The organism is Alteromonas sp. RW2A1 (assembly GCF_001886475.1).
Classification (GTDB): Bacteria; Pseudomonadota; Gammaproteobacteria; order Enterobacterales; family Alteromonadaceae; genus Alteromonas; species Alteromonas hispanica.
Genome location: NZ_CP018031.1, coordinates 899,756 through 915,067 on the forward strand (window position 1 = coordinate 899,756; position 15,312 = coordinate 915,067).

The 15,312-nt window shown below is 42.1% G+C and carries 14 protein-coding genes and 1 tRNA gene; 11 read left to right on the top strand and 4 right to left on the bottom strand.

Annotated features, from left to right (window positions below):
- Window positions 1–5: 5 nt before the first annotated feature.
- Window positions 6–662 carry a PAQR family membrane homeostasis protein TrhA gene (gene trhA / locus BM528_RS04035; protein ID WP_071978773.1) on the bottom strand — a complete coding sequence of 219 codons (657 nt, stop codon included), beginning with the start codon at window positions 660–662 and terminating at the stop codon, window positions 6–8.
- 448 nt (window positions 663–1,110) lie between these two features.
- Between trhA and BM528_RS04040 the strand changes: the two genes are divergently transcribed.
- Entirely contained in the window at window positions 1,111–1,485 is a 375-nt protein-coding gene (locus BM528_RS04040; RefSeq protein ID WP_071978774.1) for a hypothetical protein, read from the top strand.
- A gap of 70 nt (window positions 1,486–1,555) precedes the next feature.
- Here the strand turns inward: BM528_RS04040 and BM528_RS04045 are convergent, their stop codons facing one another.
- Window positions 1,556–1,996 carry a MarR family winged helix-turn-helix transcriptional regulator gene (locus tag BM528_RS04045; protein WP_071978775.1) on the bottom strand — a complete coding sequence of 147 codons (441 nt, stop codon included), beginning with the start codon at window positions 1,994–1,996 and terminating at the stop codon, window positions 1,556–1,558.
- 158 nt (window positions 1,997–2,154) lie between these two features.
- Between BM528_RS04045 and BM528_RS04050 the strand changes: the two genes are divergently transcribed.
- On the top strand, window positions 2,155–2,583 hold the full coding sequence (locus BM528_RS04050) for an organic hydroperoxide resistance protein (protein ID WP_071978776.1): 429 nt from the start codon (window positions 2,155–2,157) through the stop codon (window positions 2,581–2,583).
- Window positions 2,584–2,772: 189 nt separating this feature from the next.
- A complete protein-coding gene (locus tag BM528_RS04055) occupies window positions 2,773–4,749 on the top strand; it encodes a M1 family metallopeptidase (RefSeq protein ID WP_071978777.1) in 1,977 nt (658 codons plus the stop codon).
- 161 nt (window positions 4,750–4,910) lie between these two features.
- On the opposite strand, the gene BM528_RS04060 is transcribed toward BM528_RS04055, so the two are convergent.
- Window positions 4,911–5,270 (bottom strand): hypothetical protein, encoded by a 360-nt coding sequence (locus tag BM528_RS04060; RefSeq protein WP_071978778.1) that lies wholly within the window; start codon window positions 5,268–5,270, stop codon window positions 4,911–4,913.
- A gap of 523 nt (window positions 5,271–5,793) precedes the next feature.
- On the opposite strand from BM528_RS04060, the gene BM528_RS04070 reads away from it, so the two are divergent.
- Together BM528_RS04070 and BM528_RS04075 are read left to right on the top strand one after the other, a co-directional pair.
- Window positions 5,794–9,102 carry a type I restriction endonuclease subunit R gene (locus BM528_RS04070; protein WP_198033609.1) on the top strand — a complete coding sequence of 1,103 codons (3,309 nt, stop codon included), beginning with the start codon at window positions 5,794–5,796 and terminating at the stop codon, window positions 9,100–9,102.
- Between the two features lie 253 nt (window positions 9,103–9,355).
- On the top strand, window positions 9,356–10,264 hold the full coding sequence (locus tag BM528_RS04075) for an NYN domain-containing protein (RefSeq protein ID WP_071978781.1): 909 nt from the start codon (window positions 9,356–9,358) through the stop codon (window positions 10,262–10,264).
- Window positions 10,265–10,408: 144 nt separating this feature from the next.
- Here BM528_RS04075 and BM528_RS04080 read toward each other — a convergent pair.
- Window positions 10,409–10,485 (bottom strand) — tRNA-Ile (locus BM528_RS04080).
- Between the two features lie 434 nt (window positions 10,486–10,919).
- Between BM528_RS04080 and BM528_RS04085 the strand changes: the two genes are divergently transcribed.
- The 6 genes from BM528_RS04085 to BM528_RS04110 all read left to right on the top strand — a co-directional run bounded on the left by BM528_RS04085 (window position 10,920) and on the right by BM528_RS04110 (window position 15,223).
- Complete coding sequence (locus BM528_RS04085; RefSeq protein ID WP_071978782.1) at window positions 10,920–11,729, top strand: MbnP family protein; 810 nt, start codon at window positions 10,920–10,922, stop codon at window positions 11,727–11,729.
- A gap of 229 nt (window positions 11,730–11,958) precedes the next feature.
- Window positions 11,959–12,288 carry a hypothetical protein gene (locus tag BM528_RS04090; RefSeq protein WP_071978783.1) on the top strand — a complete coding sequence of 110 codons (330 nt, stop codon included), beginning with the start codon at window positions 11,959–11,961 and terminating at the stop codon, window positions 12,286–12,288.
- Window positions 12,289–12,400: 112 nt separating this feature from the next.
- Window positions 12,401–12,787: a CidA/LrgA family protein gene (locus BM528_RS04095; protein ID WP_232230570.1), complete on the top strand. Its 387-nt coding sequence runs from the start codon at window positions 12,401–12,403 to the stop codon at window positions 12,785–12,787.
- 6 nt (window positions 12,788–12,793) lie between these two features.
- The gene (locus tag BM528_RS04100; RefSeq protein ID WP_071978785.1) at window positions 12,794–13,504 is read left to right on the top strand and encodes an LrgB family protein; all 711 of its coding nucleotides are present in this window, start codon (window positions 12,794–12,796) and stop codon (window positions 13,502–13,504) included.
- A 235-nt stretch (window positions 13,505–13,739) separates the two neighbouring features.
- Entirely contained in the window at window positions 13,740–14,735 is a 996-nt protein-coding gene (locus tag BM528_RS04105; RefSeq protein WP_071978786.1) for a response regulator, read from the top strand.
- Window positions 14,735–15,223 carry a PAS domain-containing protein gene (locus tag BM528_RS04110; protein ID WP_071978787.1) on the top strand — a complete coding sequence of 163 codons (489 nt, stop codon included), beginning with the start codon at window positions 14,735–14,737 and terminating at the stop codon, window positions 15,221–15,223. The genes BM528_RS04105 and BM528_RS04110 overlap by 1 nt, the downstream gene beginning before the upstream one ends.
- The last annotated feature ends 89 nt before the right edge of the window (window positions 15,224–15,312 follow it).

Below are 15,312 nucleotides of genomic sequence, written 5' to 3' on the forward strand. Positions count from 1 at the left end.
GCGTGTTACACCACAAAGTAATAAATTGAAAAGTAATGGCAACCGCACCCGCCAATTACGAATACATGCCATATTGCATGTGTGTATTTTACCTTTTTCGCCACATAAAAACAGACACCCACGCTGAAACAAAGCCCTCCTGCTACGAGTAGCCAAAGCCCTGCACCCGGTAAAGCTACGTAAAGCGGATAAATAAGGCCAATTGCTATCCAGCCCATAAGCAAGTATGTCATTACCGAAACCTTAGGAAAACGATGTTGCGCAACCAGCTTAAACGCAACACCAGCAAACGCTAGTGCCCATATTAGGGTAGTCATGACAATGCCCAGTACGCCGCCAATAGAGACCAATAAGAGCGGTGTGTAAGTACCTGCTATCAATAAGTATATTGCACTGTGGTCGAACAGCTTTAGCCACTCTTTGGCCTTGTGATGAGATATTGCGTGATAAAGCGTAGAGCTTAAGAACATAAGTATTAATGTGCTGCCGTAAATAGAAACCGTGACGAGAGATAAGGTGTCGTCTGCTCGATTGAGGAGAAATATGAGGCCAACAATAGCGGCCACTAAACCCACACCATGACTTACACTATTAAGCCACTCTTCTATTATTGAATATGCTCTAGCAGGTATGCGTTCTATTTGATGTTTTACTGCTGACATTAATCCTCCTATCGAACCCTTTGTTCCTCTCTGGTGATTAAAGAAACCGTTTAATCTTTTTGAACACTGCAAAGAATGGTTGAAAAAGACTTCAGAGAACACTTGTTCGCTGAAATAGAATGATAGCAGAAAAGGAGCCTAACAAAATGATATTTACGTTACCGCTTTTTATTATTAAGTGTGGTTGATTTGTTGTTGGTGAAAGCTGCCACTTTAATGCGCTAATGCATTTAAGCGGGTATTTAGCGCGTATTTACCGAGTAGAGTGTAGAAAATTCCAATAAATGAATTCGTAATACTGTGTTTTTATTTATGTTGCTGATTTTATAAAGGTTTATTTTTGGTGCGAAAGCTGCAACGGAAAACGTAGATTTGATTGTTTTGATCATCATTACTGACGAGGGGTTTGTCGGGACGGTAATGATAAAGTGCACCCAAGGAGTAATATATGTCTTTTTTACGTTGGTTTTTTTCTGGAATTGTAGTGTCGTTACTAATTGTATTGGTGGGAGTTTTAGGTAACGGAGACACATTTGTTAGTCGCGCTACCGCCGAAGATACGGCAAAGCCCTATCATGGAAACATAACGAAAATTGAGAAGACATACACAAGAGTCGAGTTTGATCTAAGTAAAAAAACGCACCTTTTACGCAAAAGCCGTATGGATTACTACATTGCGCAAGCTAAACAAGCCGATAAGCGTGGTTGGGACTATAAGCGCGATCAGATGATAGAGCGTGTAGAAAATATGTTAGCTCATCACCTAACGCAATATGCACAAGAATCTGATGCGACTGCCGTTAATTATGCATCTGCACGCTAAGCTTTTATTTTCCATGAAATTCTAGTTATTGAATAACAGCGAGCGGCGAGGACAGGAGTTTTGCTTCTCTCTAGTCGCTGCTGTTATCGAAACACCCACTCAGTTTATCTAATAAATGACGCAGCTGAATACTCTCCTCTTGACTCATACCTTGTAACTTGCAAAGCATTTGCTTGGGTACGTTTTCAGCAACTTGTTTTTGCTCTATTCCTTTAGAGGTGAGCACCACACGTTTAACCCGTTTGTCGCTTTCATCTTTTTTAATACTAAGAAACTGCTTGTCCTCAAGCTTCTTCAGAATAAGCGTCATAGCACCGCCGTCGATAGCCGTGCGCTCAAGTAACTCGGCAATTGTGATGTTATTGGTTTCCCATAGCGCCATTAGTGTTACATATTGCGGGTAGGTAATATCGAGTTCTCGCAGCAGTGGTCGATAAGCACGCGTAAACGCATTAGACAGCGTGTAAAAGCGATGACAAAGTTGATTTTCTAGCTTCAATAATTCAGACACGACCAAAACTCCTCATTTAATTTATATATTTTGTATGCAAAGTACTTGATTATCAAGTCGTCGTAATGCTATTTTATTTTGCATGCAAAGTAATCGCGTGTGTTTGCTTGAGCAATAAATTTTACTTTGCACCTTTATCTTTGAATTAGGAGAAAATTATGCATACATTACAACAGGTTGTTTATACAGGTACGGCTACAGCAACAGGCGGCAGAGAAGGTACTGCGAAATCAGACGATGGCAAACTAGAGCTTGCACTTTCGACTCCGAAAGAGCTAGGTGGTGCAGGTGGTGAGGGCACAAACCCAGAGCAAATGTTTGCAGCAGGGTACTCTGCCTGTTTTATCGGAGCGTTAAAACACGTTGCGGCTTCGCAAAAAATTAAACTAGCTGACGATATAAACGTAACGGGCGATGTGTCTATTGGCCCAATCGAACAAGGCTTTGCTATTGCCGTCAAACTAACTGTAGATCTTGGCGAGCTGGAGCGTGAAAAAGCCCAAGCCTTAGTTGACGCTGCACATCAAGTTTGCCCTTATTCAAATGCAACCCGAGGAAACATTGCAGTAGATATTGCATTGGCGTAAAGCGTAGCAATACCATTTAATTCATAAGTTAGCGCCTGAAAACCTAATACTTTAAAGCAAGGTATTCAGGTGCTGCTTGTTTCGTTTTCACCAAGCCGGTTTATTCCCTTTGTTTATCCTTCGCTCCTTTCGCGCCAAATTGTTACTATAACGATGTTGAACGAATTATTATAAAAGACAGGAAGCAACATGAAACCAAATGGGAACCAATTTGTGAAGAAAAGTGGATTACTTGCCACTTTGATCTGTGTCCCCGCGCTTTTTGCGTGTACCGACAACAGCAATAGTAATAGTAATAGTAATAAAAGCAGCGTAGATTCAAAGGCGGCTGTAACAAACGAAAGCCTAGATAAGTCTGAAATGTCTAATAAAGTAGACGTGAATGACGCTGCTATGACCTCGGGTGTAGATTACCACTCGTTTTCTAATCCCGATGAAGTACGCGTTACGCATTTGTCGTTAGACCTCACTGCGAATTTCAACACAAAGCAATTAATAGGTACTGCAACCTTAAGCGTGGAGCGCAGTGCTCCGGGCAACAATCAACTTGTTCTTGATACCAGAGCTCTTGAAATCTCAGGTGTTAGTGTTGATGGAGAGCCGGTGCCTTTTGATTTAGGCGAAACCGATGCTGACCTAGGAACGCCTCTTTCCATCTCGTTACCCGAGAACGCCAATCAGGTTACGGTGAACTATGCCACATCGCCGAATGCATCAGGCGTTCAGTGGCTCACACCAGCACAAACTGCAGGTAAAAAGCATCCGTTCTTATTTACTCAAGCTCAGGCCGTTCACGCTCGAAGCTTTATACCATTGCAAGATTCTCCACAAGTGCGTGTGACTTACGAGGCCACCATTAAAACACCGCCAAGCCTATTGGCAGTAATGAGCGCAGCAAACGATCCGCAAACGCAGCGCGATGGAGAATACACATTTACCATGCCGCAACCCATTCCTTCTTACCTAATTGCTCTAGCCATTGGCGATTTGCAGTTTAAGGCTATGGGAGAAAGAACAGGGGTGTATGCCGAACCTGCGCTTCTTGAAAGTGCCGCAAAAGAGTTTGAAGACACCGAGGCGATGCTTGAAGTGACTGAAGAGACCTACGGGCCTTATCAGTGGGATAGATACGACCTATTAATTTTACCCCCATCATTTCCCTTTGGTGGCATGGAAAACCCTCGTCTGTCGTTTATCACGCCAACCGTAATTGCGGGTGACAAGAGCCTAGTATCTCTTATTGCCCATGAGTTAGCTCATAGCTGGTCTGGGAATACCGTCACTAACGCTACGTGGCGTGATTTGTGGTTAAACGAAGGCTTTACCACCTATTTAACTTATCGCATCATGGAAATGATTTATGGTCATGAGCGGTTTAAAAAAGAGGCCATGCTAGGCTATCAAGACTTGCGAAACGATATCGCTTCACTAGAACAAAACGATGAAATTCTTGCTATCGATTTACGTGGTCGTAACCCTGACGATGTATTTTCAAATATCCCTTACGAAAAAGGCGCGCTTTTCCTTCGAGAGTTAGAGCAAAAAGTTGGGCGTGAGAATTTTGATGCATTTTTAATGCAGTACTTCGAAGACTTTGCATTCAAAAGCATCACTACAGATACCTTTATCGACTATTTGGATGAGACACTACTTAAGCAATATCCAGAAAAGCTAGATGCTGAGCGTATTCAGCAGTGGATTTTTGAGCCTGGTATTCCAGAAGATGCACCAAAGCCTGAGTCTGATGCTTTTACCAAAATCGATGATACACGAAGCGCTTGGCTTTCTGGTGACGTAAAAGCAGCGGATATTGAAACCGCGCAATGGACTGTGCACGAGTGGTTGTATTTCCTTAATAACATGCCTGAGTCGTTGACCGACACGCAGCTTGTCGAATTAGACAGTGCGTTCTCGCTAACAGAAACACAAAACAACGAAATTGCCCACAGCTGGCTGATGATTGCGGTAGCCAATGAGTACAAGCCAGCATACGAGCGTTTATACACCTACCTTGTAAGCATTGGTCGCAACAAACTGGTTAAGCCGCTTTATCGCACGCTTTCGCAAACACCCGAAGGTAAAGCATTGGCGAAAAAAGCATTTGAAGAGGCAAAGCCTGGCTACCATCCATTGACGATAAGAGCCAACGAAGGTTTTGTTAACTAAGCGCTGTATGAGTAGTCTCTTAAAGAGTGAGTAGGTAAAGCCTGCTCTCTCAGAGTGTACGTTATATAAAGGCCCTATCAACTTTGGTAGGTAGGGCTTTTTTATGCAGTTTAAACGCGGCATTGACCAGCATGATTGCTTTTGTCGCTACATCAGCCAAACTATTCTGTAGATGCTTGTTTTTTTAGCTCTACTCCCGATGCCCCAGTAATTATTAAAAATAGAAAATACCCTAAAATCAGGGCTAGAATATCGTATACGTCAAAAACTCTGTTGCTCCAAATTTGCTCGATCTCGTAAAGTAGTGTTCCAAGCAGAATAAAAGCAGGATATTTATAACTATATTTTTCTTTGGCAACCATTACCTTCGAGAAAAATAGCACGCCCAAAATAGAGAAAAATGAAGGGGCGCTGCCTAAAAGAACATTGACAGGAGTGCTATCAACACTCATATCTCTTGCTACTTTTGAAACTATCCCTGCAATCGTGCTTATCAAGGCGAGGTAGAAGTATTTATTCATGTGCATCGCCTCAGAAGTTAATCACAAACGTCAGTGTTAACTTGTTTGCCCACTCCCCCAAGAAATACCCATAGCTGAATCTAGAGTTTTTCTTCCTACATATCCAAGTGCCATCCATACCTATGGGTTACCTTCATTTACTGCGTTGGTTTCGTCAATCGAAAGCTCTCTAATCTGATTCTCTTTTACCATTTCCATAATACTTTCCAATTGGCTATGTTCTGCTAAATTGTTGCTATACTGTATATGAATACAGTTATTGAGGGTTGATCATGATCCCAGCACAATTTACAAAGCTTATAGCCGAGTCTTGGCATAGCAACATTACGGTTAATTATTTTTGGCGAAACAATTATACCTCGTTGCTATGCCGGCTGCTTTTCATACAAAGATCAACAACCTCTAGTTTGATGCATGTTAAAGACTCTTTACTTCCAAAGCTGATATCCGGCGAAATCCGACTAAATCCGACAGGAAAAAGCGGTATCAATGAAGAGGGTGAATTACAAGGAGTGTAGCTATGCTGAATTTCACCGAAGCGCAATTAGAAGCGGCAATCATCGAGTTACTAGAAGGGCAGGGATATCCTTATGTGCCAGGTAATCAGATCGCGCGTGCGCCTACCGACGTTATTATCAAAGATGACCTGCGTGAGTTTTTAGCTAAGCGATATGGCGATGATAATATTACCAGCGGTGAAATCGACAGCATAATACGTCAGATTGAGCTTCTGCCTGCTAGTGACCTATACGAAAGCAATAAAACCTTTTGTAAGTGGCTAAGCGATGGTTTCTTACTTAAACGAGAAGCCAGTAGCGAAGCAGGTAAAGCCTCACAGAAAGACTTGTATATTCAGCTTATTGATTACGATAATGTGGTTGGGTCGCTGCTGCCTGTAATATCTAACGGCCAACCGAACACTAGGCATATTGATGACGCCCCTCTACGCAATGTGGCTGAGCAAAGCTCAGACTTCAAAACTACCACTGCCCTGAATAACGACAATAATATCTACAAAGTCGTTAATCAGCTTGAAATAGAAGGTGCCGAGGGCGAGCTACGAATTCCTGACGGTATTTTGTATATCAACGGATTACCTATCGTTGTATTCGAGTTTAAAAGTGCGATTCGCGGTGAAGAGGCGAGCATTCACGATGCGTTTGTTCAGCTCACGATACGATATCGAAGGGATATTCCTCAGTTGTTTATCTACAACGCGCTATGCGTAATTAGCGATGGCGTGAATAACATGATGGGGAGCTTATTCGCACCTTACGATTTCTACTATACGTGGCGTAAAGTGACGGGTGACGAGCCGATTGAAAAAGAAGGTATCAGTTCATTGCACACCATGTTGGAAGGGTTGTTTGATAAAACACGGCTTCGCGATGTTATACGCAACTTCGTTTACTTTCCTGATACTTCGAAGCATGAAGTGAAAATCGTCTGCCGCTATCCGCAGTACTATGCCGCTAGAAAGCTATACCAAAACATCAAAGAGCACCGTAAGCCAATAGGCGATGGTAAAGGCGGTACATACTTTGGGGCAACAGGATGCGGTAAAAGCTTCACTATGCAGTTCCTAACGCGTTTATTGATGAAGAGTGTGGAGTTCGAAAGCCCGTCTATTGTACTTATTACTGACAGAACCGACTTGGACGACCAGTTATCTCAGCAATTCACCAATGCAAAAGGGTATATTGGCGACCAGACCGTAGAGTCTGTAGAGAGCCGTTCGGACTTGCGCGCAAAGCTTCAAGGCCGTAATAGTGGTGGTGTGTTTCTTACTACAATTCACAAGTTCACCGAAGATACTAAGTTGTTAACCGAACGAAGTAATGTGATTTGCATTTCGGATGAAGCCCACCGCAGCCAGACTAATCTTGACCAAAAACTTCGCATAGTCGAGAAGGGGCCTGATGCGGGCGTAAAGCGCACGTTCGGGTTTGCAAAGTATCTGCATGACTCTTTACCTAACGCCACTTATGTGGGCTTCACAGGTACGCCTGTAGACGCTACTTTAGATGTGTTCGGGCAGGTGGTAGACAGCTATACCATGACAGAGTCAGTGAAAGATGAAATCACCGTTCGCATCGTGTATGAAGGTCGGGCTGCTAAAGTTATATTGAATAATGCAAAGCTTGAAGAGATTGAAGCGTATTACCGACAATGCGCCGAGGACGGTAGCAACGAACACCAAATCGAAGAAAGCAAGAAAGCCTCTGCAAATATGACATCGATTCTAGGTGACCCAGACCGAATTGAGGCTTTGGCAAAAGACTTTGTAGCGCATTATAAGCAACGATTGTCAGAAGGCTCAACCATTAAAGGCAAAGCAATGTTTGTATGCAGCAGTCGTGAGATTGCATGGCAATTCTATCAATCACTCAAAGATATAAAACCAGAGTGGTTTGAGGTGTTAGAGTGTGAGGCAGGCGCAACGCTCACAGAACAAGAGAAGAAAAAAATTAAGCCGATGGAACGGGTTAAAATGGTGATGACCCGTGGCAAAGATGACCCCAAAGTATTATGGGATGCACTTGGAAACAAAGAGTATCGCAAAGAGCTAGATCGCCAATTCAAGAATGAAAAATCCAACTTTAAAATCGCTATCGTCGTAGACATGTGGTTGACGGGTTTCGATGTGCCGTTTCTAGATACAATTTACATCGATAAGCCCATACAACGCCACAATCTTATTCAAACAATATCCCGTGTTAATCGCAAGTATGAAGGCAAAGACAAAGGCTTAGTGGTTGACTATATCGGTATTAAAAGCCAGATGAACAAAGCGCTGGCGCAATATGCCAAGACCGACGAAACCAACTTTGAAGATATCGCTCAGTCGGTAGTAGTGGTAAAAGACCATCTAGACTTGTTGGCGAAACTTACACATGGATTCGATGCTACTGAGTACTTCACAGGTAAACCCTTAGCGCAGTTAAATTGCCTGAATAACGCTGCAGAATTCGTACTACAAACCAAAAAGCTTGAACACCGCTTCATGGGGTTGGTCAAAAGATTAAAGGCCGCATACGACGTTTGCTGCGGGAGTGAAAAGCTCAATCAAACAGAGCGAGACCGTATACATTTTTATCTTGCTGTGCGCTCTATTGTTTACAAGCTCACTAAAGGTAATGCGCCCGACACCGCACAGATGAATGCCAAGGTTAGAGAGATGATTACCGAGGCTTTAAAAGCCGATGGCGTTGAGGAAATCTTCAAGCTTGGGCAGGGGCAAGATGGCGTAGACATCTTTGATGACGATTACCTCGCCAAAATTGAAAAGATAAAGCTGCCCAATACCAAGATACAGCTACTTCAACAAATGTTGGCTAAAGCCTTGGGCGAATTCAAAAAGGTAAATAAATCGAAAGCGTTTGATTTCTCTGAGCGTTTTAAATCGTTGGTAGAACGATACAATGAACGCAAAGAAGATGATGTACTTGTAAGTAACGTACTCGAAGATTTCTCTGATGAAATTATCAATATGTATAACGACCTCAGAGACGAAATGAACTCGTTCGAAGACATGGGTATCAATTTCGAAGAGAAAGCGTTCTACGACATCCTACTCGCCTTAGCAGCCAAATATGACTTTAACTACCCAGAAGAAAAACTGGTTGAGTTAGCCAAGTCTGTAAAAGCCGTTGTAGATGATAAAGCTAAATACACAGATTGGAGTCAGCGAGACGATATCAAGGCCGAACTCAAGGTAGATTTAATCATTCTGCTCGCAAAACATGGCTACCCACCGGTAGACAGTGATGAAGTATATAAAGAAATTTTCGAACAAGCGGAGAATTTTAAAAAGAATAGGGACGAAGCTTGAAGTTGTTAAGTCAACGAGACTACACGAGGCCTAATTTGAAGGCTATTTATTCGTACAGTTATCATGTAAACTTAGAACTATGTAATAGGGTCTTTTGCTGTTTACTGGTATGACCAGATCTGTGCTTTAAGTGTGTATACTTACAAATAACAACTAACCCTACTTCCACGTGTAGATTTTATATCTCCTGGATATAGGGAAAAAAAGCCGACCTTTGTGTCGGTTTTTTTGTATCAAAAATAAGGAAGTTTGCTTGAGAACACGCGTATATATTGACGGATATAATTTATATTACGGTTGTCTTAAGCGTACTCCATATAAGTGGTTGGATTTAGCTAAGCTCTTCCGAGAATATATACTCCCTTCCTCCTCCCAGCGCGTAAGCGATTATAGTGACATAAGCATAAAATACTTTACCGCTGATATTGTTGGTAAAGCTGCGATGTCTCCTGACTCCCTGAATGACCAGCAGACATATCATCGCGCGCTTAAGTTTCATGCTCAAGAAGTCAATTTTGAAATAATCAAAGGCTACTACTCGGTAAACCAAATTCGTGCATTTAAAGTCGATGAAAATAATTTAAATAAACATCCGAATGAGTGCGAATACGTCAACGTTTGGAAGCTGGAAGAAAAGCAAACCGATGTTAACATTGCGGTTGAGTCACTTTTTGATGTAATGACGGATGATAATTTAGAGCAAGTAGTGTTCGTAACGAACGATACTGACTTATCGAGCGCTTTGGAAAAAATTCAGTCTTTGAATAGGGTTAAGGTAGGGTTAGTTATACCAACTATGGATAGCATTCGAAAGCCTAATGAGAAACTTGATAAGTTTGCGGATTGGACACGCAAGAATATACTTGAGGAAGAATTAAAGGCTTCGCAGCTGCCGAGAATAGTACAAGGTGGACGAAAAGCAGCAACCAAACCTGTTGGGTGGTTCGGGCAGCCAGAGATTTTAGAGCGCATTTTCGAATTACTGTTAACCGTAGAGCCTAATCGAAATAAGTGCTGGCGATGGCTAGAAAAGAAACCACCTCAATTCGGTGATTTACCCGCCTTAGAAGATTTGCCGATAAAAATGCTAGATGATGAAGATTTAGCGAACAATGTACTATTATATGCAGAACGGTATGTAGAGCTTTTCAAGCAGAAGTGAAAAAACGAAATTCCACCACATTCCCTCAGTTTATCCCATTATAGAGCTGTACTAAGAACTTATACTTACCCAACTAATTATCCGACTAAAACTGCAATTTCGTAGGTGGTGTTAGTGATGACTATCGCTTGAGGCTAGAAAAAATGGTGGCCCCACCCTGACTTGAACAGGGGACCTGCCGATTATGAGTCGGATGCTCTAACCAACTGAGCTATGGGGCCATTTTGAACTGATTGTCTTGCGCTGCGTTGTTATTACGGTTATTGACTTAGGCTTTATAGCTAATCTCTGCATCCGCAATTCCAAGCGACCGCAAGTATAAGCAGTTTTATTTGGCTTGTCACGCCTTGGCGATAGCTTTATGAATTGTTTGCTTTATTTTTGTTCACATTCTAAGAGCCGGCATAAAAATATCCTAAATTTAAGTCAAGGGGCTTAAGCCTAGTTACTTAAGTCTAGGTACTTAGGGTTAATCTTGAGAGTTGCTAACTAAACTGCCGCTTTAGGTTTTTTATACCTAGTCTTTCTTGACCGCCTCCTGTTAAAGGTGCACAAAGGGAGTACTATTGAAATATTTTGCAGGCTTTTTAAACTTTACCCCATCAATACCGTCTACTCATTGTTACGCTCTCATTTACAGGAACAACAGACTCGCATGAACACATACCTTCGCTCTAGCAATGCACTTGCACTTTTTCTAACTACTATGTTGGCATTAAGCGGCTGTGATATAAGCAAATTTAAAGGGCGAGAGGCTGGCGAAATTCCCTTTAACTTGGTTGGGGTTGAGACCGACGCTTGTCCAATTATACTGAGCGCGGCCAATAATAGGTGGAATATCGACTACTTTGGCTTTTATCTTAGCAACCCTGAAGTGCGAGTAGATGGAAAGTGGCAGCGAGTAAAGTTCAAGCAAAGCCACTGGCAAACACCGCAAACAGCGCTGTTGAAATTTCACTCTGCATGTAGCGAGCCTAGCGACGCAAATAGCAAAATTGTGCTCGATGTTTCTGAGGAGTTATTAAAGCTATCAACAAACCTGCGGTTTACCATGGGCCTTCCGTTTGAACAAAATCATGCAGACGTTAATGTTCAACCAGTACCTTTGAATGATGAGTCTATGTTCGCAGACGCACTTAATGGGCATATGTTTTTGAAGTTAGACCTTTCAAAAGTCAATGATGAAAAAGCAACTTGGTCCTATCATTTAGGTAATGCAGGGTGTGAGTTTTCCAACGACGATAGCAACAAGGTCGAAAAGTGTGCTTTTACCAATAGGGTGGAATTTATTTTGCCCATGACACAGCTTGATACCGATTTAGATATTGATATTTCTGTGTCGAATATATTTGCTCAAATAGACATTAATGAAGCGCCGGATTGCAAGTTTGCATCTCCTGAATCAGCCCCGTGCGACAAACTAATACACAACCTAGTGAATCGCCCGTGGATTAAGTGGCAGTAAATCGCGTTAATGCTCAATTGATATTAATGAGATAGCAGCTGAATATAATATTTTATGAATGGTGATAATTTCGCAATAATTTGCCTGTTTTCTTGCTTTTATGTTTATACTTTAGTCAAAAGTATGAAATTACTGCTTATGTGCTACGCGTGTAAACAGTGGTAAACTTATAATAATTATTTAACATTGCATTGCCTTATACAGCAGGTGCGCTGTCGCGGAGACAAAAATGACAGAAAAAGCCTTTATCACAAGTGGCCGAAACACCATCATTCACAAAATTAGAAAGCTAGATTTACTAGTGACAAATGGTGATGACAATCCACCAATACTCGTTACTTATAAAGGTATAAAGCAATTCGAAGGAAAAGTACCTGATAACAAGCGTGAAGCCAAAATGATGGACATGGAACTTGTCGATGTAACTACGAGTGACGTTTTTGGCGATGAAAAAACATTGGTGTTTATACAAACGCTAAATGGAAAAGAATACAAAATAGACTATTCGAAAATTGGTACGAGTATGTTTATTAAAATCCACCAAGACAGTTTCTTTTGATCTCCAAAGACTGATTGAAAGTGGCAGGCTGGTGAATCCAGCCTTTTTTTTGCCTGATATCAAGCTAGGTATCCAAGTAGCCATAAAAACAAGTAAACACTAGGGGAACAGGGTGCAAGTAAAAAGTAGGATGATTGGCGGCGTTATGATTTTACTGTCGTACTATTGCGGCATGTTTTTATCTCATCAGCTGAGCTTGCCCATTCCCGGTCCCTTGCTTGGCTTGGTAATTTTGTTAGCCGTGTTATTTTTTGTTCCCAACCTCGAAAAATCCACCACACTAGTTGCTTTGCCTTTTCTCAAGCATATGTCGGTATTATTTGTACCTGCAGTGCTTGGCGTGAGTCTTTACTGGAATGATATTACATCAAATAGCGTGGCCTTGTTCGTTGCTATTGTGGGCACTACGGCATTGTGTCTTGGGCTAACGGGCTGGTTTGCCGGTAAATTGATGGGGGAAGGTAATGTTATACGCTCTGACTCGAAAGACCGGCGATAGCTTAAAATGATAGATGCGTTAGCGAATACTTTTACATTAAGTGGCTTGTTTTGGGTGTCGGTAACGCTACTTTGCTATTTTGTTAGCCTTAAAGTAAATGTTTATTTTAGTGGGCATCCTGCGTTACATCCCCTTGTGGTCACTGCGGCATTAGTGGCACTTCTTCTAGTGCTTACGCAGGTGAACGTTCCTCGTTACCAGCAATCCGTTTCCTTTTTGCATTGGCTGTTAGGCCCGGTAACGGTGGCATTGGCAATACCTATATTCAAGCAATGGCAAAGTTTAAAAAAATACGGGTGGAGGCTGTTTATCAGCATAGCGATTGGCGGCATTATTGCGCCTCTCACGGCTTGGATTACCCTTTATATTTTAAACACCCCTATAGCGTTACAACTTACTATGTTAGCTAAATCTATTACCACGCCACTTGCCATGGAGGCGAGTGCGCAAATAGGTGGCATAGCTCCACTTGCAGCTGTGTTTGTGATAGTAACGGGTATTGTCGGCGCTGTGCTGTCTAACACAATGTTTACGTTGTTCAATGTGACAAGCCCAGTAGCTCAAGGGATTGCATTAGGAACGGTTGCCCATGCGGTGGGTACTGCAAAAGCTATTCATATGGGAGAAGACGTTGCCGCAATGGCCACGCTTGGTCTATGCATAAACGGTATTTTTACGGCCTTTGTGTTACCACTAATTTTCAGTATTATGATGTAAACTGGTTGATAAGATTTTTTAGCGTTATCTTTGGCAATATTGTCCAAAAGTGCTATTTCTTAGTGAAGCATTTCGTATCATTCTGTGTATAGACAAAAGGAATGGACGATGATGTAAGCGCGGACGAAAGTACGTTTCAGTTTGCTGCTGTCCTGCCGATAATTACCTAATAGGGTAAATAAGTTAACTAAGTCGGTGAAAACTGGTTTCCAAAATTAGGTGGTATTAAAGCTTAATGTTTTCCGTACTCGTTTGTGATGACTCTTTAGTTGCACGAAAGCAAGTGGCAAAGTGCCTCCCGCAAGATTGGGACGTTGCCGTACACTTTGCAAAGAATGGTCAAGAGGGGCTGGCTTCCCTTGCCGCTGGTAAAGGCGATCTTCTCCTTCTCGATTTAAACATGCCTGTGTTAGACGGGTATGGAACGTTAGAAGCCATTCAGCAACAGGGTTTAAAAACAAAGGTTATCGTGGTGTCGGGCGATATTCAGCCTGAAGCGAAAGATAGGGTGTTATCTCTCGGCGCATTAGACTTTATTCGCAAACCTGTCGAGCCCCAAGCCTTGGCAGATGTGTTGGATAAACACAATATACTGCATGCCGACAGTGAACCCGTTCGTGAAGTTACTCCTTTAGACCCAGATATTCGCGACTGTTATCAAGAAATTACCAACATTGCTATGGGGCAGGCCGGCGATCACCTAGCCCGAACAATGGATGTGTTTGTAGAACTTCCCATACCTAACGTTAACCTTATTGAGGTGTCTGAACTTCACATGATGCTGTCTGATATAGAGAGTCATGAAGAGGTGACCGCTGTTTGCCAAGGCTTTTTGGGGCCGGGTATAAGTGGTGAGGCGCTGTGCATTTTAAGTGATTCAAGCTTCGATGACGTTGCTAAAATCCTTAATGTAGAAGGTGAGGTAGACGATCAGCTCCAGTTAGAATTATTGATGGATGCAGCAAGTATCTTAATTGGTACTTGTCTTACTGGCTTGGCAAATCAAATGGATGTGAACTTCAGTCAAGGTCACCCAATTGTTCTTGGCCAGCATCGAGCAATTACAGAAATCATCAGTATGAATCAAATTAAGTGGAAGCGTACATTGGCCATAGAGCTAAGTTACGGACTTGAAGGGTACGACGTACAATGCGACCTCATTTTGCTGTTTACTGAAGAATCGATGAAAATGATGAATTCTAAACTTGCCCATCTATTGGAGGATTTTTAATGAGTCAGAATTTAGATGATTTATTAGAATTCCACTGGATGATGGACATGCTGCAAACTGTGGATGTTGGTATTGTAGTATTAGACAAAAACTTTTCTGTGCAAGTGTGGAATGGTTTTATGGAAAGCCACAGCGGACTTTTGCCTAGTGAGGTAAGAGAAAAATCGCTGTTTGATTTATTTCCCGCAATTAAAAAAGACTGGTTTATGAAAAAAGCTAAGCCAGTATTTGAATTGAAAACCCGTGCTTTCATGACATGGGAACAACGCCCATATTTGTTTAAGTTTCCTAACTACCGGCCGATTACAGGTAGTGAGTCATATATGTATCAAAATATCACGCTGTCGCCGTTAACTTCGGCAACGGGGAACGTGGATTACATCAGTATGATGATTTACGACATGACCGATGTGGCAGTAGGGAAAAAGCAATTAGAAGCGTTACAGGTATCGGTGTCAGAAGCGCAGGAGTTAAAACGAACTCTTTAGTGCTTTTCCGCCATAGCTACCTTTCTTATTCTCCCTAGGTCTTAATATACATACTGTTTTTTGCGCACGGTACTCTTGCTACCGTGCGG